We start from the raw sequence: 21,043 nt of genomic DNA on the forward strand, positions 1-21,043 counted from the left end.
CAATTAAAGCCCGTACGATGTGGCCTGCAAGCCGATGCGTCGTGGACGTTCAAGGAACAGCAGCGCCGATCCCCGCAATCGGCGCTGCTGCGGGAGGACCGTTAATTGCCGGCCATCGCCTTCAGGTTCGCCGCATAGGCGTCGACATCATCCTTGCCGATGATCTTCGTGGGGATGATGATCAGCTTGTTGGCAGGGATGCCGGACTTGTCGCCCTTCAGGTAGGCCGCCATCAGCTTCATGCCCTGGTACGCCCAGAGGTAAGGCTGCTGAACGACGGTGCCGGCAATCGTGCCTTCCTTGACACCGCCAAGGGTGATCGGATCATCATCGAAGCCGACAACCGTGATCTGACCAAGCTTGCCTGCTTCGCGCAGCGCTTCGTAGATGCGCGGCGTATTGTAGGAATAGAAGCCGACCATGCACGTAACGTCAGGGCTTGCAACAAGAGCGTCTTCGACGTTCTTCTTCGCACGGGTCTGGTCGATATCGTCGCCGCGGACATCGACAAGCTCGATCTTCGTGCCGGCGATGCCGTCCTTCATGCCCTGGATGCGCTCCTTGGCATTGTCTGCGCCGAGAAGGCCCACGAAGCCGATGCACTTGCCGCCATTCGGCATGGCTTTCTTGGCGATTTCGGCAGCCTGCTTGCCAGCGTCGACGTTGGACGAGCCGATATAGGCGACACGGTTGGTGTCGGGTGCGTCGCTATCGGTGGTGAAGAGCGCCGTCTGCGAGCCGATCTTGTTCAGACCTTCGGTCGACGTCTTCGGATCGACGGCGGAAACCATGATGCCCTTCACGCCGGCGGAAACGAGATCTTCCATCAATCTCTGCTGGATGGCGACCGAGGATTGCTCGGGATATTTCAATTCCATGTTGAAGTCGGGTAGTTCGGCCTGCGCCTTCTTTACACCGGCTTCGGCAGCCTTCCAGAAGTCGGAAGCGCCGTTGACCACAAAGGCCAGCGTCGGCTTGTCGGCGGCGTAGGACGCCGTTGCGTAGCTCAGCATCAACCCTGCCGCAAAGGCGGCGGCGCCCCTTGTTAGGTACTTCATGATAATCCTCCCGTAGGCCGCTCTGTCTGGGCCCAGTTGCAATTCGCGGCAGATCGGTCCTGCACCCCCTCCTAGGGCCTCTCGCGAGCGAGACGCGGCACGTCCAACCACAAGAGCGACGGTATACGACTAATTTTAATTAGTAAATAGAATTAGCAACGGGAATCTGCGTTACGCCGCCCAACATCCCCTTGGAAACCTCGATATTTATTGCAATGCAGGGTGATGCGCGATAACGCCGCAGACTGTGATCGTTATTTATCGCGACGGCAGTTGCCGAAATCATTCCATTGATGATAATAAATATTAGCGTGCGAAGCGGCGGTGGGGTCGTCGACCGATTTCGCCACAGGGGAGATGAGACGCTGTCATGAAGAAGATACCGGCCGCGGACGGCGACCAGGCAGCCGACGATACCAAGACAGCGAAGCGCAAAGGCCGTCGCCTCGGCAATAGAGTGACGATGACGGATATCGCCAAGGCAGCTGGGTGTTCGCAGGCCGCGGTCTCTTTCGTCTTGAACAACACGCCGGGCATGCGCCTGTCGCAACAGACCCGTGACAGGGTCATCGAGGCCGCTCGTCAATTGGGTTATGTCACGCCGGTGTTTTCAACTCCCCCCGCACTACAGTCATCATCGAAACTCGACGGCATTATCGGTTTCGCCGTCGACCAGCTCGCCACCAGCCCGGAAGCGGTCGTTGCGATCGAGGGTGCGCGTCAGGCCTGCTGGAATGCCGGCAATGTATTGCTCGTCGCCCAGACCATGAGCGACCCCGTCATGGAGCCGCGAGCGATCAAGGCGCTCAGCAATAGCGGCATCTCGGCTCTAATCTATATGACGATCTTCACCCGCGAGGTGGAAATCCCCGATTATCTCTACGATCTCAATATCCCGATCGTTCTGCTGAACTGCTACACGGCGGATTATGCCTTTCCGGCTGTCGTTCCGAGCGAAATTGCCGGCGGCCAGACGGCGACACGGCATCTGATCTCCCATGGCCATCACCGCATTGCGACAATCACCGGCGAGCCTTGGATGCAGGCGGCGCAGGATCGACTGACCGGATATCGCCGCGCCCTGGCGACCGCCGACATTCCGTTCGATCCAGAGTTGGTCATCGAAGGCGACTGGTCGGCCAGCGCGGGCTATTCCGCAACGATGAAACTGCTATCTCTTGCTGAGCGTCCGACCGCCATCTTCTGCCAGAATGACCGAACTGCCATCGGATGCTATGAGGCGCTCAAGGAAGCCGGGCTCCATATCCCCGAGGATATGTCGGTCATGGGTTACGATGACGAAGATATCTGCCGTCATCTCGTGCCGCCGTTGAGCACTTCCGTTCTCCCGCACATGGCCATGGGGCAATGGGCGATCGAGCATCTGGAGACGGCGGTTCTGCCCCGCGAGCGGCGCTATCAGGTGACCAAGCTGGAATGCTCGCTCGTCAAGCGGGCGTCCGTTGCGGCTCCAGTCGGTGCCAAGACAGGCGGCCGCAAGCCCCGCAAGGCTTAGTTCCGGCAGGTTTCAACCCCACAAATCCAGGGTTTCCACCCGGCTGGATCAGGTTTCGTGCCGTCCTGCGTAGGTCCTATCGACTGTCAGATGCTCCGGAGGCAGGCCTTCTGGCACTTAGACGCGGCTTTGCCCGTGATCCTTGCCATGGGCGAAACGGGAACAGCAATTCTGATTTATGCGTAGTTTGCATAAATCACATGCTTAAATCTCGTTTGCGAATGAATTCCAAAGCAACGTAAGTTTTTTCCCATTATAAGATTGAAGCTCACCAACGAGCTCAGGGGATCGAATTTGACGAACTCAGCGCCACTGGACGTGAATGCGCTTGTGATCGTGCCGCAGCGAAAAATCGGCACGAAGATCATGGCGGCAGTCTGCATCATCCTCCTTCTTCTTCTGGCGAGAGCCTTCTGGAAGGGCGATATCGCCTGGGAATATGTCGCACAGAACCTGTTTACTAGGGCCGTCATGACGGGTGTTGGCAACACGATCATCATGACGTTCTGCGCCATGATCGTCGGCATCGTTCTGGGTGTCATTGCCGCGATCATGCGCATGTCGGACAATCCGGTTCTGCGCAGCATCTCGGTCGGCTATGTCTGGCTGTTTCGCGGTACGCCGGCGCTGCTCCAGCTCCTCCTGTGGTTCAATCTTGCCCTGATTTTCCCGACGATCGGTATTCCGGGATTGTGGTCGCTCCGCACCGTCGATGTCATGACGCCGTTCGTTGCGGCTCTCCTTGGGCTTGGTATCCAGCAGGGCGCCTATACCGCCGAAGTCGTGCGTGCCGGCCTTCTGTCGATCGACAAGGGGCAGATGGAAGCAGCGCAGTCGATCGGCATGACGAAGCTGCGGGCAACGCTGAAGATTGTGCTGCCGCAGGCCATGCGCGTCATCGTGCCGCCGATCGGCAATGAAACCATCGGCATGGTCAAACTCACCTCGCTCGCCAGCGTCATCCAGTATTCGGAAGTTCTGAAAAACGTCGAGGACATCTACTACGTCAATTCGCGTGTCATCGAACTGCTGATCGTGGCGGCCATCTGGTACATGGTCGTCGTCACCATTCTCAGCATTGCACAGGTCTATATAGAGCGGCACTTCTCCAAGGGCTGGGGCCGGCGCGATGCGAGCGCTCAGCAGGCCGCCAATCAGGCTCTGGTCGGGGAGGCGTCCTGATGGATACGATCATCAAGGCACACGGCCTGCAGAAATATTTCGGCACCTTTCACGTCCTGAGGGACATCGATTTCGAGATCAGGAAGGGCGAAGTCGTTTGCATTATCGGACCTTCCGGTTCGGGCAAAAGCACTTTCCTGCGCTGCATCAACCAGCTTGAGCAGATCGATGCGGGTTATGTCACGGTCGAAGATGAGATCGCCGGCTATCGCCGCGACGGCAACCGGCTGTTTCCGCTGCCGGATCGTGAGATCGCCCGCCAGCGTCAGTCCGTCGGCATGGTCTTCCAAAAGTTCCATCTCTTCCCGCATCGCACGGTCCTGCAGAACATCATCGAAGGTCCGGTCGGCGTGCAGAAGCGGCCGAAGCAGGAGTGCATCGCCGAAGCGCGCGTTCTTCTGCAGCGCGTCGGTCTTGCCGACAAGGCAGGCGCCTATCCGGGCGAATTGTCCGGCGGCCAGCAGCAGCGCATCGCGATTGCCCGCGCGCTCGCCATGAAGCCCAAGGCCATGCTTTTCGACGAACCGACCTCGGCGCTCGATCCAGAGCTTGTCGGCGAAGTCCTTGGCGTCATGAAGGAGCTCGCCGCTTCGGGAACGACCATGATTGTCGTTACGCACGAGATCGGCTTTTGCCGCGAGGTCGCCGACCGTGTCGTCTTCATGGATGCCGGCATGATCGTTGAGACCGGAACGCCCAGCGACATATTGGAAAACCCCAGGAATCCCAGAGTGAAGAACTTCATCTCTGCGGTGCTTTAACAACAAAAGAACCTGAAGAAAGATCATCAGAGGAGAATTTCATGAAACTCATTCGTCTTGCTGTTTCGGCGGCCCTTCTTTCGCTTGCGGCCACCGCTGCTTCCGCGGATTCGAGCCTTAATCTGCTCAAGGATGGCGAACTCCGCATCATGACCAACCCGATCTATCCGCCGATGGAGTTCGTCAATCCGGACACCGGTACGATCGATGGTTTCGACGTCGATCTGGCGAACGCGATTGCCAAGAAGCTTAATCTTACGACCGTCTTCGTGACGTCCGCTTTCCAGGAACTGCAGAGCGGCCTTCAGACCGGCCGTGCCGACATGATCATCTCCGGCATGAGCGACAACGTGAAGCGCCAGGCCAGCATGGACTTCGTCGACTACATCACCAGCGGGCCGATCCTCTTTACCGTCAACGCCAATGCCGCGACCTACAAGCAGCCGAGCGACCTTTGCGGCAAGACTGTTGCCGGAAGCCGCAGCACGTCCTTCGGTGACAACGTCAAGGCATGGAGTGCCGAGAATTGCGAAGGCAAGGGCAAGCCCGCCATCAAGTTCGAGGGGACTGCGGATTCGAACGCTGCCCGTCTCGGCATGAAGCAGGGCCGTTATGACGCGGTCGTGCAGGGCATCGAAACCATCGCCTATCAGATGCGTATCGAGCCCAACACCTATACGCTCGTCGGCGAGCCGCTGCTCAGCAACGACACGTTCGGCATCGGCTTCAAGAAGGACCACACCGCGCTTCGCGATGCAGTTGCCGGCGCTCTCGACGGGCTGATCAAGGACGGCACCTATGACGAGATCCTCAAGAAGTGGGGCCTCGTTCACAATGCCGTTCCGAAGGCCGTGATCAACGGCGTCAAGTAACGCCTGAGGAAGCGCCGCGATAACAACGGCGCTTCTCTTTCCCATCGCAAGCAGCCATCGGCCGGGGCGTGTCAGCGCCCGCGGATGGGTGGTTGCGTCCTAAAACACCTTGAAACGCATCCAGAGTCCCATGACTGCGAAGAGTGCAATCAAATCGGCAAGACCAAGCCTGTGGCCGGCAGGCCGGCAATCGGCTGTGGCGCTCGCCTTCGACGTCGATGGTCCGACGGGCGATGCAATGCTCGACGGCTCGCTGCTCTCCAATCCCCGCTATTTCACGCAGGGCGCCTATGGCCCGTGGCGAGCGCTGCCGCGGCTTCTCGATCTTCTGGCTGCTTATGGGCTCAAGGCGACCTTCTTCGTGCCGACCTGGGTGGTCGAACATTGGCCGTCGCAATGCGAACGAATCCTTCTCGATGCCCATGAGATCGCCTATCACGGCCATTATCATGAGGTCTTCATCGACTGCAGTCGCCAGCAGCAGCTCGATATCATGGGACGCTCCCGCGACATCTTTCAAAGCCGGATGGGTGTGACGCCGGTCGGCTTCCGCACACCGTCTGGCGACTGGAGCGACGAGACCGCGCAGTTGCTGCACGAGTTCGGTGTCATCTATTCGAGCTCGATGCGTGGCGACGACAGGCCTTACTTTCATACGACATCGCGCGGTCGTGGGCTTGTCGAGATTCCAGGGCGCTGGGATATCGATGATTATACCGCGCTCGCCTATACCGAAGAGCCTGATTTTCCCATCGGCCTCGACCGCATCTCGGGCTACGCCGATGTTCAGAAGAACTGGTGCGCCGAATTCGAAGGCTATCACCGCGAAGGACTCTGCTGGACGACGATCCTGCATCCGAAAGTTTGCGCCCGGCCCGGCCGGCTTGCGATCCTCGAAGGTCTATTCAAGGCAATCACGGCCCATGGCGACAGCGTCTGGGCAACACACTGTGCGGAAATCGCAAAGTGGTGGATCGCACAACATCCGGAGAATGCCGCATGACCGATACGGCTTCAAAAGGCTTCTGGCCGCAGGGCAAGACATGCGCGGCAATCGTCTCCGTGATCTTTGACGACGGGCTTGATGCAGTCGCGCAGGCGCCTGACCTCAAAGGGCGCAGCAAGAGTTTCTCCGTCTGGCAATATGGTGCCACGCGTGGCGTCGAGCGTCTTTGCAACGCCTTTGCCGATGCCGGGATTTCCACGAGCTGGTTTGTGCCGGGTATCGTCGCGGAGAAGCATGAAGCGCTGCTGCGCGACGTCGTGGTGCCGCACCATGAGATTGAGAGTCATGGCTGGAATTTCGAACGCTACGATGCGATGTCTGCTCTTGCCGCTGTCGAGCTTCTCAAGCGCAGCCGCGAGACGCTGAGTGCGATTGCCTCGAACCAGGTTTGCGGGTTCCGGCTTCCGGCCGGCAATTGGCCGCGCCGCTTCGATCGTCTGCTGGTCGAGGCCGGCTATTCTTGGTCTGCATCGCTGAACGGCGACGATGTGCCCTACAGCCATTCCTCGTCGCTGGTGGAGATCCCGGTTCACATCGAGCTGGAAGATCGGCCCTATTTCCAGTTCAATTTCACCCCCGCCTTCCCCAAGGGGCAAAGTCGCATTCCCTCCTATGAGGCAGTGCTGGGCAATTGGATCGCCGAGTTCGATGCCTACCGCAAATACGGCCTCTGTTACGTCATCCAGCTTCGCCCGGAGTGGACCGGCACGCCGGGCCGGATCGCACTCGTTGAAGCCTTGCTTGCCCATATCACGAGCTTCGACGACGTGTGGCTGGCGACAGCTGCGGACGTCGCCCGCTGGCACGCCGACAAGGGCGTTGCTGCACCGGGCGACCACCCGATCAATGTCTATGAAGCCTATGTCGATGAGGAACGGTCCCGTGAGCGATAATTTGACCCAGGCGCTGGCGGAGCTTGTCTGCTCGACCAACTATGAAGCCTTTCCGCCTGAGACCATCCAAAAGGCGAAACTTCATATTCTCGATACGCTGGGTGCTGCTATTGCCGGTTCGGCTTCCCGCGAAACCGACGCCGTCGTCGCGATGCTCGATATCCAGGCCGGAACAGGATCTTCCCTGATCTGGGGCCGAGCGATTGCGTCGGATGCAAGAACGTCGGCTTTCGTCAACGGTGTTTCTGCCCATGCCTACGAGCTCGATGACAGCGGTGGATGCGATCATTCCGGCGCCGTCGTCCTGCCTGCGGTGCTTGCTGCACTCGGCGACCGTAGCCAGCCGTTAAGTGGCCGTAACCTGTTGCGCAGCGTCCTGCTTGGCTATGAAGTCGGCCGGCGCGTGCTGGAAGCCGTCGGCGGATATGAGGAGCACAATGGTCTTGGCTGGCATTCGACGGGGACGTGCGGCGCATTCGGCGCTGCCGCCGCCGTCGGCAGCATGGTGAAGCTCGACGTGAATGCCATGGCCTCCGCTCTCGGCTCGGCCTGCTCCTTTGCCGGCGGCACCTGGGCGTTCATCCACAATGGCAGCTCGACCAAGAAGCTCCATGCCGGCCGTGCCGCCGAAGGCGGCCTGATGGCCGCCTATCTCGCACGCCATGGGTTCGAAGGCCCCGACAGCGCCTTCGAGGCGGAGCGCTGGGGCAGCTTTTTTGCGACCTTCGGCGGGGGCAAGGGCGATCCACAGGCGCTTTTGCGCGATTTCGGAGATTACTGGCGGCTCAATCGATGCTCGATCAAGCCGCACGCCACTTGCCGTGGCACGCATGCGGGCATCGATGCGCTTGATCTCATGCTGCAGCAACATGGTCTCGAGCCCGCCGATATCGCAGGCATCGAGGTGGATATAAGCGGCTTCCAGTACGGCATGTGCGGTGGCAAAGTCATCGAGTCCCGCGCGCAGGCCCAGATGAGCCTGCCCTATGCTCTGGCGGCCCGGCTACATTACGGCAAGGTGTTTCTGGCCGAACTCGAGGAGTCCGCCTGGTCCGCCGCCGAGATCGGCCCCTTGATGGAGCGCATCACGGTGCGTATCGATCCCGCCATGAAGGACGAGGATGAACCGGCAATCACCATCGTGACTGCCGCGGGTGCGCGACATCGGCTCGTCGTCGAATTCCCGCTTGGAGGTCCGCAGAACCCGCTGAGCGATGAGCGACTGATCGGCAAATATTCCGCGCTTGCCGGCATGGTGCTGCCGGCTTCAAGGGTCGAAGTTCTCAGCGACTACGTTCTCGATCTCGAAAATCAGACCGACGCCCGCAGTCTGCTTGGGCTGCTTCAATAAAGGTTGCGCCCGGAGGAGGGCGGCATTCGTTCAAAAGGGAAGACCGCGATGAGAAATCAGAAAGAAGCCACTTGGTCGCCGCTATTCAAGGAGGCTGTCTCCAGGGATTTCGAGAGCTTTCACGAGTGCCTTGACCAGGACAAGCGCATTGCTCTGCACGATGTCGCCGGATCGAAGGTCCACGCCGAGATGCTTGCCCGTGCCGGCATTCTGACGGCTGACGAAAACGGTAAAATCCAGTCTGGTCTCGACCAGGTGGTCGAAGAGATGCGCTCGGGTGCCTTCGAATGGAAGACCGAACTCGAAGACGTCCATACCAATGTCGAGGATCGGCTGATCGCGCTGATCGGCGATGCCGGCAAGAAGCTGCATACCGCAAGATCGCGCAACGATCAGGTGGCGACGGACATTCGTCTGTATGCGCGCGAGCAACTGGATCTTCTCGCCGACGATCTGAAAACTCTGATCGGCGCTTTTGTGGATCTGGCTGAAAAGCACGCCGATGCGATCATGCCCGGCTTCACGCATCTGCAGGTGGCGCAACCCGTGACCTTCGGCCATCATCTCATGGCTTATGTCGAAATGTTCCTGCGCGATCTCGATCGGGTCGGTGCGGCGCGCGAACGCCTCAACATTTCACCGCTGGGTGCCGCGGCGCTTGCGGGCACCGGTTATCCCATCGATCCTGAATACAGCGCGTCCAAGCTTGGCTTCTCTACGTCCTTTGCCAACTCGCTCGACGCCGTTTCCGATCGCGATTATGTCGTCGATGTCTGCAGTGCAGGCTCGATCATCATGGGGCACCTGTCGCGGTTTAGCGAAGAAGTTATTCTCTGGTGCACGCCGATGTTCGATTTCATCGAGGTCGGCGACCAATTTTGCACCGGTTCCTCGATCATGCCGCAGAAGCGCAATCCGGATCTGGCCGAGCTGGTGCGCGGCAAGGCCGCCCGTGTCATGGGCAATCTCGCCTTCTCCGCAGCCTTGATGAAAAGCCAGCCGCTTGCCTTCAACAAGGATCAGCAGGAATCGAAGCCGCCACTGACCGACACGCTCGAAACCGTGCGCGCCGCCGTCAGCGTCACGGCGCAGATGATCCCGACGATCACAGTCAAGCATGCGAGAATGCTTGCTGCCGCCAATCAGGGCTATTCGACGGCAACTGACCTTGCCGACTATCTCGTGCGTGCCGGCTTGCCCTTTCGTGACGCGCACCATGCCGTCGCAGCAATCGTCGGTGCGGCCCGCGACAAGGCGTTGTCGACGCTTTCGGAGCTTTCGCTCGCCGAGATGCAGTCTTTTGCGCCTGGTATCCGTGCGGATGTCTTTGAGGTGCTGACGGTGGAAGGTTCCGTTGCCAGCCGGGATCACAAGGGCGGCACAGCACCGCGAAGGGTTCGGCAAGCGATCGAGACGGTGCGTCGGGCGATCGCTTGAGTCCCGTTGGTTGCCATTCCATCCACATGCTTTAATGCTTGCCGTTCGAAACAGCAGCAAAGAAGCCGGGTAGGGAATGGAGCCGAGGTTCGATCATAACAGATTGCCGCCGCTGCAGACGCTGCAGACCTTTTCCGTTGTCGCGGAAACGGGCAGCTTCACGGCGGCGGCGGCAGAACTCAATCTGAGCCAAAGCGCGATCAGCCGGCAGGTTCAGCAGCTCGAGCATTATTTCGGCTGCAGCCTGTTCGAACGCCACACCCGCAAGGTGGCGCTGACGGAACGCGGCATGGCGCTGATTCCGATTGTCGACAGCCTCCTTGCTTCTCTGAAGACCTCGTTTGAGGCAACGAAAACGACCGTCCGGACTTTGACAATCCGTATGCCGCCGACCTTTGCGCGTAAATGGTTCCTGCCGCGCCTGCCGGATTTGCATAGCCATCATCCGGATCTCAACATCAATATCGATACGGCCTGGTTCCTGCGTCCGACGTTCTCGGTAGGCGATATCGACATGCTCATCACCTATGGCAACGGCCATTGGCCCGGCATGGATGTCTTGTTGCTGCTGGAAGAGCGGTTGACGCCGATGTGCTCTCCGCAATTTCTTCCCAAGCTCGGCGATCCGCCTGAAGTGAAGAACCTGCAAGACTGCGTGCTGCTGCACTCCAATCCGCGCCACAGCGACTGGACGCTATGGCTGCAGGCGGAAGGCGCCTATTCCTTTCAAGCCATTCGCCATCAGGTTTTCGATACTCAGGATTTTGCCATGACTGCGGCGGCAAGCGGCTATGGTGTGACGATGGGCGATCTTGCCTTTTCGCGGCAGGACCTGGAGAGCGGCGAACTCGTCGCTCCCTTTGAGCGCATCATCGACAGCGGCTACGGCTATTATGCACTATGGCCGGCGCGTGCCGAGGCGCGACAGAAAGTCAGCGCGTTTTCGGACTGGCTTGCACATGCCTGCGGGACGACACGACAGACCTGAACAACGATTGACGCGTCTAGCCTATTCGTTTGTCGAAGTCCGTTTTGCGCTGGCAAGGCAAAGCAGAGGCGCCAGCGCGAAGATGCCGAACAACCAGCGCGCGGCCGCAGCCGTCCCCGCGATGCCACCCGGATCGATGAGGCCTGCGGCGTTCGCGACCATGCCGGCAAGTGCGGCTCCGATCGCTGTTGCGAAGAGCTGGATCGTCGTGATGGAGGCACCGGCCAATTCCTGTTCGTCCGGTGGTGCCACCTTCAGGACACGTGTCAGAAGATGCGGCCAGGCAATGCCAACGCCAAGCCCGATGGCGACAAGCGCGAGGCAGATCGGCGCCAAAGCCCACCAGTTTCCGTCACTGTCTCTCGGCAAAAGAACACAAAGCCCAACCATTCCGATCAGCCCGAGAGCCGGTCCTATCATAATGGCGCGCTGAACGCCGCGATCCCTCGCACCCGAACTGGCGATGGAGCCGAGCGTCCAGCCTGCCGCCATCAAGGCGGCGAGATAGCCCGCAACGAGCGGCGATTGGCTGTGCAGGACCTGCAGGAAGAGGGGTACGAAAACCTCGCCGCTGGTTACCGTCAGCACCAATAGCGACATGGTGATATAAAGCGCTGCGATGGTCGAGGCCGGACGGATGGCATCTGACGGTAGCAGTTTGTTTCGCGAGCGCCCCTCTGCGGTGATCAACAACCCAGCCAAAACGAGCGCGACGACGATGCCGGCGATGTTTCGCGTGAGATCCACGGATGCACTTCCGGCCGAGATCGCAAGAACGGCCGCGGTGAGCAAACTAAGCTGTGTCAGAGGCACGGAAGAGTGCTGTGGCGGCCCCTTGTCCCGTCCAGGCAAAACGAACACGGCCAGCAAGGCGAACAACACGGTAATCGGTGCGACGGACCAGAACGCGACACGCCAGACTCCCAATTCTGCGAAGACGCCACCGACCGCCGGTCCGATCAGTGTCGCGACGCCCCACATGCCCGAAACCAGCGCCATGGCACGCGGCCAGAGCGCTTCGTCAAACACCACGCGGATCATCGCATAGGCCAGTGCAAAGAGAAATCCGCCGCCCAATCCCTGAACGGATCGTCCGATGAGCATGACAGGCATGGTGGGAGCAAGCGCGCAGAGGATGGAACCAGCAGCGAACGTCGTCGCGGCGATCACATAGGCTGCTCGCGGTCCGCATAATTGCAGCAATTTTGCCGAAAGAGCGGATCCCAGGATGGATGCGACCACGAAAATCGTGGTGTTCCAGGCGTAGAGACCCAGCCCGCCGATATCCTGCACCACGGAGGGCAATATGGTGGTTGCAAGATAAACGTTGATTGCATGCAATGCCACACCGCCGGCAAGGGCGAGCGAACGCACACCATTGGCACCGGCCAGCAGCGCGCCCCAGCCTATGGTGGCGGCCTTGCCAGAAGATGCTCGCGGCAGAGGGCTCGGTTCGTCGGTTGGTTTTTTTGGGAAGTCCATGTCAGCTCCGCTTCTGGGACGTTGATCGCAAACGCGATGAAGGGGCTTGCACAAGCAAGCTGACATCTCTCATAAAACCTTATGTATAGATGAGGTCAAGGGTTATTTGCCATGCCGATAGACACACGGATACCGCTTTCCGTTGGCGAAGTTGCGCGCCGCAGCGGTGTGACGATAGCAACCGTTCATTTCTACGAGGCCAAGGGGCTCATTCTGGGATGGCGCAGCGATGGCAATCAGCGCCGCTATGCGCGCGACGTTCTCCGCCGGGTCGCCGTCATCAAGATCGCGCAGCGCGCGGGGATTTCTCTGGCGATCATCAAGGAGGGATTGGACAAACTTCCGGCTGATCGAACGCTGACTGCGAATGATTGGAAGCAGCTTTCCACGAGTTGGCGCGATATGCTGAACGAGCGTATTCGCAGCCTTGCGCAGCTGCGAGACGAGTTGGATGGCTGTATCGGCTGCGGTTGTCTGTCCATGGACGATTGCCCGCTCCGCAATCCGGGGGACAGGTTGAGCGGGCTGGGAAGCGGCGCGGTCCTGCTTGAGAGAGCGCCGGTTCCAAAGGAGTGAATTGCATAAGGACGCAGAGATCGTGCGGCGCTAGTCCACGACTTCCGACGCGATCGGAGCGGCAGTCCGCAACGGTCGGCGGAAAATTCCGACGCAAGCGACCCCTATCAGCGCTAGCCCACCACCGATGACATGGTAGAGATGCACAGGCTCGCCGAGCATGATGATGGCGCCGAGCGCGGTAAAGACCGGCAGCAGGTTCATGAAGGCGGCGCAGCGGCTTGGTCCGAGAATTTGCACGCCGCGAATCCACAGGAATGGCAGAACGACAGAGGCGAAGCCACCCGCATAGGCGATGAGCGGCAGAGTTTCGGCGTTAAGAGATCGCATGGGTGCAGGTGTTGCGAGGAATGCCGGAAACATGATCGTTAGGGCACAAAGCGCCTGCATGTAGGTCGATTGCCAGCCGGCGATGGGAAGGTTCCATCTCTTCAGCAACACGCCATAGAGCGCATACACCATGGCGGCTATCAGCATCAGCGGATCGCCGAGATGAATGCCGTTCTGAACAAGCGTGGCAGGGTTGCCACTGCTGACCAGATAGATCAGCCCGACAAGTGAGAGGATGCCACCACCGACCATTCCGACCGTCGGCGTCTCCTTCAGGACCGCGGCGCTGAGGGCCACGGTCAGCAAGGGCGTCAACGCTGTGAAAACCGCCATGTTCGTGGCCGTTGTAGACTCCGCCGCCAAATAGGAAAGGCTCTGAAACAGGCACATTGCCAGGAAGCCCAGAATGGCGAACTGGCCAAGATGCGGCCAGATGGCCGCCCGGTTTTTCCACGCGGGTATGCCGACGAAGCCGCTCATCAGAAGAACGGCAAACAGCAGCCGATAAAAGGTGATGGCTTCCGGTCCGATCGTATGCGCGGACATTCTGGACACGATGACGTTGCCTGACCAGAGCAGGATGGCGATGAGAGGATAAAGGAATGCGAGTTTGCTTTTCATGATCGATAACCGTGAACTGTCGGAAAGGTCCACGGTTATCCTTTCCGTTTTCGTCCGTATCGCTCTATGATGACCATAATTGTAGAGATTGAGACATGAGCGGCGATCCCACGCGCAAACATTTGGATTTTCACGATACACATCGGGCGATGGCCGCCATGGATGTCAATTATCCGGATGGAGCGTCGACCGGATGGCACTCCCACCCACGCGGTCAGCTTCTCTATGCGATCGAGGGCGTGATGGTCGTTCGCTCCGCAGAAGGATCATGGGTCGTCCCGCCGAGCCGGGCGCTGTGGCTCGCGGCTGGTCTGGAGCATGATGTTAAAATGTCGGGTGAAGTCAAAATCCGGACGGTCTTTATCGATGCGACGGCCATCGGACATCTGCCGGAAAAGAGCTGTGTCATTGAAGTCTCACCCTTGCTGCGGGAGCTCATCGTCGCTGCGGTTCACGTTCCGCTCGATTATGCGGACAACAGCAGGGACGATCGCCTCATGCGATTGGTTGTCGACGAGGTTCGCGTTTCCGATATCTTGCCCGTGCATCTTCCAATGCCAACCGATAGTCGCATCAAACGGATCTGCGAGGTAATCAGCGAGAACACGTCCGATACCTCGACCGTGGCGCAGTGGGCTGGCCGCCTCGGCGTGACCACCAAAACGATCCATCGACTGTTCGGCAGGGAGACGGGAATGAGCTTCGGGCGGTGGCGCGAGCAGGCAAGGTTGCTGTCCGCCCTTCGCCGCCTGGCCAATGGCGAGCGCGTCATCGACATCGCATTCGATTGCGGTTATGCCAGCCAGAGCGCATTTACGGCGATGTTCCGGCGCCATTTCGGAAAGCCGCCGTCGGAATTCTATCGCTAGAGCGATGATCCGATCTCGGTCGCTCTCAATCGCGTTTCAGCAGCAGCCCTTCAAGGAATATGCGGAATGTCTTGACCGCCCGCTTCGAGGTTGTTTCCGGATCATCTGAATTGGCAATCCATTGGGCGGCGCTGATGCTGGCGGCAATGACGAGGCGGGCGGCTGCCTCCGGATCGATGTCGGCGATGGTGCCTTCTTCGCGCAGATTTTCAAGGCTTTGAGCAATAGCGGCAGTGCAACCGTTGGCGCTTGGCCAGGCGGATGGGTCGCCAAGTACGGCCGGACCATCGCGAAATACGATGCGCTGGATTTCCGGCTCGAGCGCCATCTGCACATAGCCGACATTCTCGTCGACGAATCCTTGCCAACGCGAGGGCGCGTTGGTGGAAATCGCGCACAGCCTTTCGGTCATCTCCGCGTCGATCTCGTTGATAACGGCTTGCAAAAGCCCCTTCTTGTCGCCGAAATGATGGTAAAGCGCACCGCGGGTGAGGCCCGCTTCCGCCGTGAAATCATCCATGGACGCTTCAGCGTAGCCAACGCTTCCGAAGGCCTGGCGCCCCGCAGACAGCAGTTTCGCCCGTGTCTCGGCAATCATTTCACTCCGGGATTTGCGCATTATCCCTCCATCAAAGCTCAATTTGAATTTGCATACCTCGCGTATATTAGTTGACATACGTTACGTATGCAATTAAGTAATTTATATACGCCGCGTATGTGTGTGCGACGTGGTAAGGTCAAGGAGCATGTCGATGTCCAATCCGTATCGTCAGATCTTTCAGGCGCCGGGCGCCAAGGGATTTTCGGCCTCCGGTTTCTTTGCGCGTCTTCCAATCGCGATGGCGCCGATCGGCATTGTCGCCATGCTGTCTCAGACGCGCGGCGAATATTGGCTTGCCGGCGCGGTCGCCGCGACATTCGCTCTCACGAATGCACTCATCTCTCCCCAGATATCGCGGCTGGTCGACAGGCGCGGTCAGCGTGCCATCGTTGCACCAGCGTCCGTCGTGTCAGTGATCGCTTTCGTCCTCCTGATCCTCGCCTCAAATCTGAACTGGCCGATATGGACGCTGTTTGCGGCGGCTTTCTTTTCCGCGGCCATGCCAAGCATGCCGGCGCTGGTCCGCGCCCGCTGGACGGAGATTTTTCGCGATCGACCGGAGCTGAATACCGCCTTCGCCTTCGAATCCGCCGCCGATGAGCTCGTCTATATATCGGGCGCCTCGCTCTCCGTTGGCCTCGCCGTCTCGCTGTTTCCCGAAGCCGGGATGGTCGCCAGCACGACGTTTCTTGCGCTAGGGACGATCGCGTTTCTCCTGCAACGCTCAACTGAACCCAAAGTTCGCGCTCTTGCGGCAGATGACGTCCAACATTCCGCCATCCGGCTTCGTCCCGTTCAAATCATCACGCTGGCTTTGGTCTTTGTCGGTGCGACCTTCGCCACCGCAGAGGTCAGCGTGGTGGCGATCACCAAAGAACTTGGGCAGCCGGGTGCGGCAAGTCTCGTTATCGGCGTCTACGCGGTCGGCTCTTTTGTCGTCGGGCTGATTATCGGTGCATTGAACTTGAAAACGCCTCTGCACAAGCAGTTGTTCGTCGCCGTCGGTGTGTTGGTCATCACCTCTTTACCGCTACTTATAGCAGCCTCGTCGGTTGGCCTGCTTGCTTTCGCCGTCTTCCTGAGCGGCGTCGCTATCTCGCCGACATTCATTACGGCTTTCGGACTGATCGAGCGCCGCGTTCCGGAAACGATGCTGACCGAAGGCGTGACCTGGGTGATGACCGGTATCGGTATCGGAATGGCGCTCGGCGCCTTCGTCTCCGGATTGGTCGTCGACAATTTCGGCGCCGCAAATGGTTTTTGGGTGTCCGTTATTTCAAGTTCCCTGGCGGTGGCGATCGTCGCGCTCGGTCAGAAAAGCCTCTCGGGCGAACGTGGGTCGCCCGACGTCGCCTCAATTTGCCAGCCGGCGGAATGACCGTATCTATCCGCCGGCCAGCCGTTTCGGACGCGCTCAATCTGGCATGCGTGAGCCGAGATCCCGGTCCTGTTCCGTTCCCTCAAGCAGATGCGTCAGCTCATCGATCAGGCTGATGCGGTTTCCGCGAAACTGATAATAGGCAATGACCTTCAGACGTATGCGCTCGCCGTTGTTCTTGACGGCGTCTGCGACGTGGACGGTCGCCGCTGAAGCGCCGTCGGTAACGATATGTTCGAAGCTGACGCTGCCCGAAGCGATGCTCGCCTGCAGCGCCGCGCTGTGATGGAGAAAGCCGGCATAATCCAGCTCCTTGCCATCCACCCGCTGCACGTAGTCGGGGGTCAGAAGCTCGGCAAAATCTTCCGGCTTGGTGGCCGGATCGGTAAACGCGGCAAACATGCGCCGGAGCAGATCGTGCACTTCATCCTGTGTCATGATGTCATTCGTCGCCATGGATATCTCCTCGAGATGGGGTTGGTTGGTACAACTGAGATCTAGCCTGTTGGTAATTGCGCTGCTAACGTATCGGAGCCATTCAATACGGCTTTGAGGCCATGAGCGATTTTCTTGTCGATCCTTCCCGGCTCAGTTCCAACGTCGAGCCCCTCATCTTGGTGACGCGCCGTCAGCAGGCGGTCACGCGGCGTACGGATCGGCACAGTCATGCGAGGGGACAGCTGTTCGGCTCGATCCAGGGGGTGGTCACGGTTGGTGCTGATCAGGGACGGTGGCTCATTCCGCCCGTCAACGCCGTGTGGCTTCCGCCACATATCGAGCACGACCTTGCGTCACACGGCGCGTTCCATGGCTGGAGCGTCTACGTGGCCGAGCATGCGTGTGCCGCGCTGCCGCCGGCTCCCAGGGTCATCCGTCTTTCCGGCCTGCTGAATGAAGCGGTCGCTCGCGCGGCAAGCTGGAAGGAGGGGCCGCTCTGTGATGCGCAGACACGCATTGCCGGCGTCATTCTGGATGAAATCGCCGCCGCGCCGGAGGAGGCGCTCGGACTGTCGATGCCCAGTGATCCCCGTCTGCAGAAGATTGCCCGCACCATCGCGGACGATCCGGCCACGCGGCAAAACATGGCTGATCGCGCGGCATGGGCCGGCATTGCGCCCCGCACCCTCAGTCGGCGGTTCGTGCTGGAGACCGGCCTGACCTTCAGCACCTGGCGCCAGCGAGCGCTGCTTTTGCGATCATTGGAAATGTTGGCAGCGGGACATTCCGTAACCACGGTCGCCTTTGATCTCGGCTATGAGACGGTCAGCGCGTTCATCGAGCTGTTTCGCGCTCATTTTGGTACGACACCGGCTCGTTATTTCAAGCGATCGGACTCGTCCCCGCCTTTCGAGATGCCTTGATGCGAAAACAGACCCGTCCCGAAGACCAGATCGGCAAAGCGTGATCCCATCAGACGATGGGTTTCAGCATCCGGATGAAGTTCGTCCGGCAACGGCAGGCGAAGATTGTCCGCTTCCCCATAAAGCGCCCGGCCGTCCAGATAATGGATATGGTCATCCGCTTTGGATCTATGCTCTACGATCGCTCTGAGGTGATCGCGAATGACTGTCAGGGTCAGCTTGCCTTTTTTGACCTCATCGGCGTTGCCCGCCGCCTGAAACAGCAGGCGACCCTTCTTCAACGCCACAAGATCGGCTTGGCTCGGTCCCGGCATCGTTTCATGGATCGGGCAATAGATCGGCGATATGATCACCAGAGGCGTGTTTGGGTGACCCTCTCTGATGGTATCGAGGAAGCCATGGACGGCCGACCCGAAGGCGCGCAACCGCATCAGGTCGGTGTTCACGAGGTTGATGCCGAGTTTCAGGCTGATGAAATCCGCTGGCGCGTCCCGGATTGTGCGCGCGACGAACGGATCGAGTAACGCGCTGCCGCTGAAGCCGAGATTGACGAGTTCCGCTTCCGCCAGATCGGCTGCGACTGCCGGCCAGGTGCCCGTTGGCGATGCTGCATTCGACCCCTGGCTGATGGAGCTTCCATGGTGAAGCCAGACCGGCTTGCCATCGTGCTCGATCGGAGCGATTGGCGCATTGGAGCGCAGGGCGATCAACTCCGTCGCTTCGTCATGCGGCAACCAGATCTCCAAGCTTTTCATGCCTTCGGGAAGGTCGAGGAACTGAAGGGTTTGCACCTCGCCTTGTTCAAGCCTGGCTGCGCCGGTTGCCATGTTGATGCGAAGAACCCGGCCACCAAAGACACTCTCCTGTCTCTCCAGCCGTCCAGTGACACGCAGATCATAAATGCCGTCGGGGCGAGGGGGCATTCCGATATAGTCGCGTTTGGTCGGAATGACATTGAGTTCGACGGTTGTCGCCTCGGTTCGAAATGCGAGCCGCACGCCGGATGGTTGAGCTTCGGCCATCAGGAGTTGCGGATCATTGCATTGGGAGCGTGCCTTCGATGGCAGGCGATGCGGCACAAGGCCGGCATCGGTGTGTTCAAGCTCCATTGCGCCAAACAAGATGTCGGCGGTGATGGGGGTGACGATGGAGGAAGAGGTCATCGGCGCGGCAAAACTCGATCAATTCGCAAGAGTGGAAGGGATGTTGGTGGCCCAAGCCTTCAAAAGTCCATCAAGGGCATGAAGGCTGCGCAGCCAGGACGTGTCGGTATCCGGCTGGCTGTGTGAGAAGCTTCCCGCCATTTCCAATAGCGAAAAGCCCAGGAAGAAACTTCCCAGCAGACGGATTGCATGGACGCGATCGTCTTCCGATAACGGATATCCGCGCAGGATCGCATGGCTTGCACGCGACAATCGCGCTCCGCCACTTGCCGCGGCATCCGCCGCGTCGATACGATACCGCGCTGCCGTAAATAGCCCTGGATGCTCGCGAGCGAAGCGACGATGAACATCGGCCAAAGCGAACAAGGCATCTGCACCGGCCCGACCAGCTATGGCCTCGTCCACACGATCAGCCAGCTCAGCCAGGGCATACAGAGCAACGCCGGATTTGAGATCATCCAAATTCTTCACATGTGCATAGAGACTTGCCAGTTTCACGTCGAATTGCCGGGAGAGCGCAGCAAGTGTCAGCGCATCGAATCCGTGCTCGTCGGCAACCTTAACAGCGGCCTCGATAAGCCGCGCCCGCGTCAAACCGGCTCTTGGCATCGCATTCGAATCCTAATTTATATAGTCATTATCCTAATATTGTTAGTTTATGGGAGTGGCAAGCCTAAAGATCAGCGCTAGTTGCGAATTCACGACGATCCATGGCCGCCGATCGAGGTGGCCTCGGAAGCTTTCGCTGGCTATATGTGGAGGGCGATGCATAGGCCCAGAGCGAGAAACGTGAAAGAAATCAAAGAGACGGAACATTGGATTGATACCGAGGGCGGACGGCTTTTTGCCAAGAGCTGGTCGCCATATGAGCCGCGTCTGGCGCCGCCGGTGATCCTCTTTCACGACTCGCTTGGATGCGTCGCGCTCTGGAGGACGTTTCCGCAATTGCTGGCAACGGCTCTACGCCGGCCCATCATCGCCTACGATCGTCTGGGTTTCGGTCGTTCAGATGCCCGTACCGACCGGCTCGACAAGGATTTCGTCACGCGCGAAGCTGAGCAGTCCATTCCGCTTCTTTGTGCGGCCTTGTCGCTCTCGGAATTCATTGCCTGCGGCCATAGCGTCGGCGGCGGCATGGCCGTTGGGGCCGGCGCACGCTTTCCGGGGCAGTGCAAAGGCGTGATCACCATCGCGGCCCAGGCTTTCGTCGAGGATCGAACATTGGCTGGAATCAGGACAGCCCAAACGGAATTTGCGTCGCCCGACAGCATGGGCCGATTGTCGAAATATCATGGTAAAAAGGCTGAATGGGTTTTGAGCGCCTGGATCGATACATGGCTTGCACCGGAGTTCGGCGATTGGACACTCGACAAGGCCCTTCGGGCAGTGCATTGCCCGCAGCTCGCCATCCACGGCGAACGGGATGAATTCGGCTCCGTTGCGCATCCGCGGCGCATCGCAGGCGAACACGGACGTTGTCACATCCTTCCCTATGTCGGTCACAATCCACACAGGGAGTGCCCGGAATTGCTGGTCGAGGTGATCGAGAACTGGCTTGTTTCTTTACCGGCTTAGCGTTCGCCCGGGCATTGGTCTTT

Annotated in this window: 21 protein-coding genes; 14 read left to right on the plus strand and 7 right to left on the minus strand. The window is 59.4% G+C overall.

Translation table 11 applies throughout. From position 1 onward, the window contains the following. Positions 1 to 101: 101 nt before the first annotated feature. Complete coding sequence (locus HGP17_RS12145; RefSeq protein ID WP_168809211.1) at positions 102 to 1,058, minus strand: sugar-binding protein; 957 nt, start codon at positions 1,056 to 1,058, stop codon at positions 102 to 104. A 463-nt stretch (positions 1,059 to 1,521) separates the two neighbouring features. Here HGP17_RS12145 and HGP17_RS12150 point away from each other — a divergent pair, with 463 nt between their 5' ends. From HGP17_RS12150 to HGP17_RS12190, 9 genes are all read left to right on the plus strand, one after another. After that, positions 1,522 to 2,574, plus strand: coding sequence for a LacI family DNA-binding transcriptional regulator (locus HGP17_RS12150; protein WP_168810047.1), 1,053 nt, complete (start codon positions 1,522 to 1,524; stop codon positions 2,572 to 2,574). 294 nt (positions 2,575 to 2,868) lie between these two features. Continuing rightward, positions 2,869 to 3,756: an amino acid ABC transporter permease gene (locus HGP17_RS12155; protein WP_168809212.1), complete on the plus strand. Its 888-nt coding sequence runs from the start codon at positions 2,869 to 2,871 to the stop codon at positions 3,754 to 3,756. Next, positions 3,756 to 4,517: an amino acid ABC transporter ATP-binding protein gene (locus tag HGP17_RS12160; RefSeq protein WP_168809213.1), complete on the plus strand. Its 762-nt coding sequence runs from the start codon at positions 3,756 to 3,758 to the stop codon at positions 4,515 to 4,517. The genes HGP17_RS12155 and HGP17_RS12160 overlap by 1 nt, the downstream gene beginning before the upstream one ends. A 41-nt stretch (positions 4,518 to 4,558) precedes the next feature. Further along, positions 4,559 to 5,389, plus strand: a complete 831-nt coding sequence (locus HGP17_RS12165) for an ABC transporter substrate-binding protein (RefSeq protein WP_168809214.1) — start codon at positions 4,559 to 4,561, stop codon at positions 5,387 to 5,389. A 130-nt stretch (positions 5,390 to 5,519) separates the two neighbouring features. Next, the gene (locus HGP17_RS12170; RefSeq protein WP_168809215.1) at positions 5,520 to 6,392 is read left to right on the plus strand and encodes a polysaccharide deacetylase; all 873 of its coding nucleotides are present in this window, start codon (positions 5,520 to 5,522) and stop codon (positions 6,390 to 6,392) included. Continuing rightward, positions 6,389 to 7,288 (plus strand): polysaccharide deacetylase family protein, encoded by a 900-nt coding sequence (locus tag HGP17_RS12175; RefSeq protein WP_168809217.1) that lies wholly within the window; start codon positions 6,389 to 6,391, stop codon positions 7,286 to 7,288. The genes HGP17_RS12170 and HGP17_RS12175 overlap by 4 nt, the downstream gene beginning before the upstream one ends. Then, positions 7,278 to 8,639, plus strand: coding sequence for an MmgE/PrpD family protein (locus HGP17_RS12180; RefSeq protein ID WP_168809219.1), 1,362 nt, complete (start codon positions 7,278 to 7,280; stop codon positions 8,637 to 8,639). The genes HGP17_RS12175 and HGP17_RS12180 overlap by 11 nt, the downstream gene beginning before the upstream one ends. Positions 8,640 to 8,687: 48 nt before the next feature. After that, positions 8,688 to 10,076, plus strand: a complete 1,389-nt coding sequence (gene argH, locus HGP17_RS12185) for an argininosuccinate lyase (protein ID WP_168809221.1) — start codon at positions 8,688 to 8,690, stop codon at positions 10,074 to 10,076. 76 nt (positions 10,077 to 10,152) lie between these two features. Beyond that, complete coding sequence (locus HGP17_RS12190) at positions 10,153 to 11,064, plus strand: LysR substrate-binding domain-containing protein (protein WP_168809223.1); 912 nt, start codon at positions 10,153 to 10,155, stop codon at positions 11,062 to 11,064. A 21-nt stretch (positions 11,065 to 11,085) separates the two neighbouring features. Here the strand turns inward: HGP17_RS12190 and HGP17_RS12195 are convergent, their stop codons facing one another. After that, positions 11,086 to 12,546 carry an MFS transporter gene (locus tag HGP17_RS12195; RefSeq protein WP_168809225.1) on the minus strand — a complete coding sequence of 487 codons (1,461 nt, stop codon included), beginning with the start codon at positions 12,544 to 12,546 and terminating at the stop codon, positions 11,086 to 11,088. A 111-nt stretch (positions 12,547 to 12,657) separates the two neighbouring features. Here HGP17_RS12195 and soxR point away from each other — a divergent pair, with 111 nt between their 5' ends. Beyond that, on the plus strand, positions 12,658 to 13,122 hold the full coding sequence (gene soxR, locus HGP17_RS12200) for a redox-sensitive transcriptional activator SoxR (RefSeq protein WP_168809227.1): 465 nt from the start codon (positions 12,658 to 12,660) through the stop codon (positions 13,120 to 13,122). A 30-nt stretch (positions 13,123 to 13,152) separates the two neighbouring features. On the opposite strand, the gene HGP17_RS12205 is transcribed toward soxR, so the two are convergent. Further along, positions 13,153 to 14,073 carry a DMT family transporter gene (locus HGP17_RS12205; RefSeq protein WP_168809229.1) on the minus strand — a complete coding sequence of 307 codons (921 nt, stop codon included), beginning with the start codon at positions 14,071 to 14,073 and terminating at the stop codon, positions 13,153 to 13,155. 95 nt (positions 14,074 to 14,168) lie between these two features. Between HGP17_RS12205 and HGP17_RS12210 the strand changes: the two genes are divergently transcribed. Then, the gene (locus tag HGP17_RS12210; RefSeq protein ID WP_168809231.1) at positions 14,169 to 14,942 is read left to right on the plus strand and encodes a helix-turn-helix transcriptional regulator; all 774 of its coding nucleotides are present in this window, start codon (positions 14,169 to 14,171) and stop codon (positions 14,940 to 14,942) included. Positions 14,943 to 14,967: 25 nt separating this feature from the next. On the opposite strand, the gene HGP17_RS12215 is transcribed toward HGP17_RS12210, so the two are convergent. Next, complete coding sequence (locus HGP17_RS12215; RefSeq protein WP_168809233.1) at positions 14,968 to 15,561, minus strand: TetR/AcrR family transcriptional regulator; 594 nt, start codon at positions 15,559 to 15,561, stop codon at positions 14,968 to 14,970. Positions 15,562 to 15,694: 133 nt separating this feature from the next. Between HGP17_RS12215 and HGP17_RS12220 the strand changes: the two genes are divergently transcribed. Then, entirely contained in the window at positions 15,695 to 16,921 is a 1,227-nt protein-coding gene (locus tag HGP17_RS12220; RefSeq protein WP_168809235.1) for an MFS transporter, read from the plus strand. 36 nt (positions 16,922 to 16,957) lie between these two features. Here the strand turns inward: HGP17_RS12220 and HGP17_RS12225 are convergent, their stop codons facing one another. Continuing rightward, a complete protein-coding gene (locus HGP17_RS12225) occupies positions 16,958 to 17,377 on the minus strand; it encodes a nuclear transport factor 2 family protein (RefSeq protein WP_168809236.1) in 420 nt (139 codons plus the stop codon). A 101-nt stretch (positions 17,378 to 17,478) separates the two neighbouring features. Between HGP17_RS12225 and HGP17_RS12230 the strand changes: the two genes are divergently transcribed. Next, complete coding sequence (locus tag HGP17_RS12230; RefSeq protein WP_168809238.1) at positions 17,479 to 18,282, plus strand: helix-turn-helix transcriptional regulator; 804 nt, start codon at positions 17,479 to 17,481, stop codon at positions 18,280 to 18,282. Here HGP17_RS12230 and HGP17_RS12235 read toward each other — a convergent pair. Then, positions 18,237 to 19,445 (minus strand): SGNH/GDSL hydrolase family protein, encoded by a 1,209-nt coding sequence (locus HGP17_RS12235; protein ID WP_168809240.1) that lies wholly within the window; start codon positions 19,443 to 19,445, stop codon positions 18,237 to 18,239. The two genes, HGP17_RS12230 and HGP17_RS12235, sit on opposite strands and share 46 nt — an antisense overlap. 18 nt (positions 19,446 to 19,463) lie before the next feature. After that, positions 19,464 to 20,054 (minus strand): TetR/AcrR family transcriptional regulator, encoded by a 591-nt coding sequence (locus HGP17_RS12240; protein ID WP_168809242.1) that lies wholly within the window; start codon positions 20,052 to 20,054, stop codon positions 19,464 to 19,466. 180 nt (positions 20,055 to 20,234) lie between these two features. On the opposite strand from HGP17_RS12240, the gene HGP17_RS12245 reads away from it, so the two are divergent. Beyond that, the gene (locus HGP17_RS12245) at positions 20,235 to 21,020 is read left to right on the plus strand and encodes an alpha/beta hydrolase (protein WP_348648926.1); all 786 of its coding nucleotides are present in this window, start codon (positions 20,235 to 20,237) and stop codon (positions 21,018 to 21,020) included. The last annotated feature ends 23 nt before the right edge of the window (positions 21,021 to 21,043 follow it).

Source organism: Rhizobium sp. P38BS-XIX, assembly GCF_012641435.1.
Taxonomy (GTDB): Bacteria; Pseudomonadota; Alphaproteobacteria; order Rhizobiales; family Rhizobiaceae; genus Rhizobium.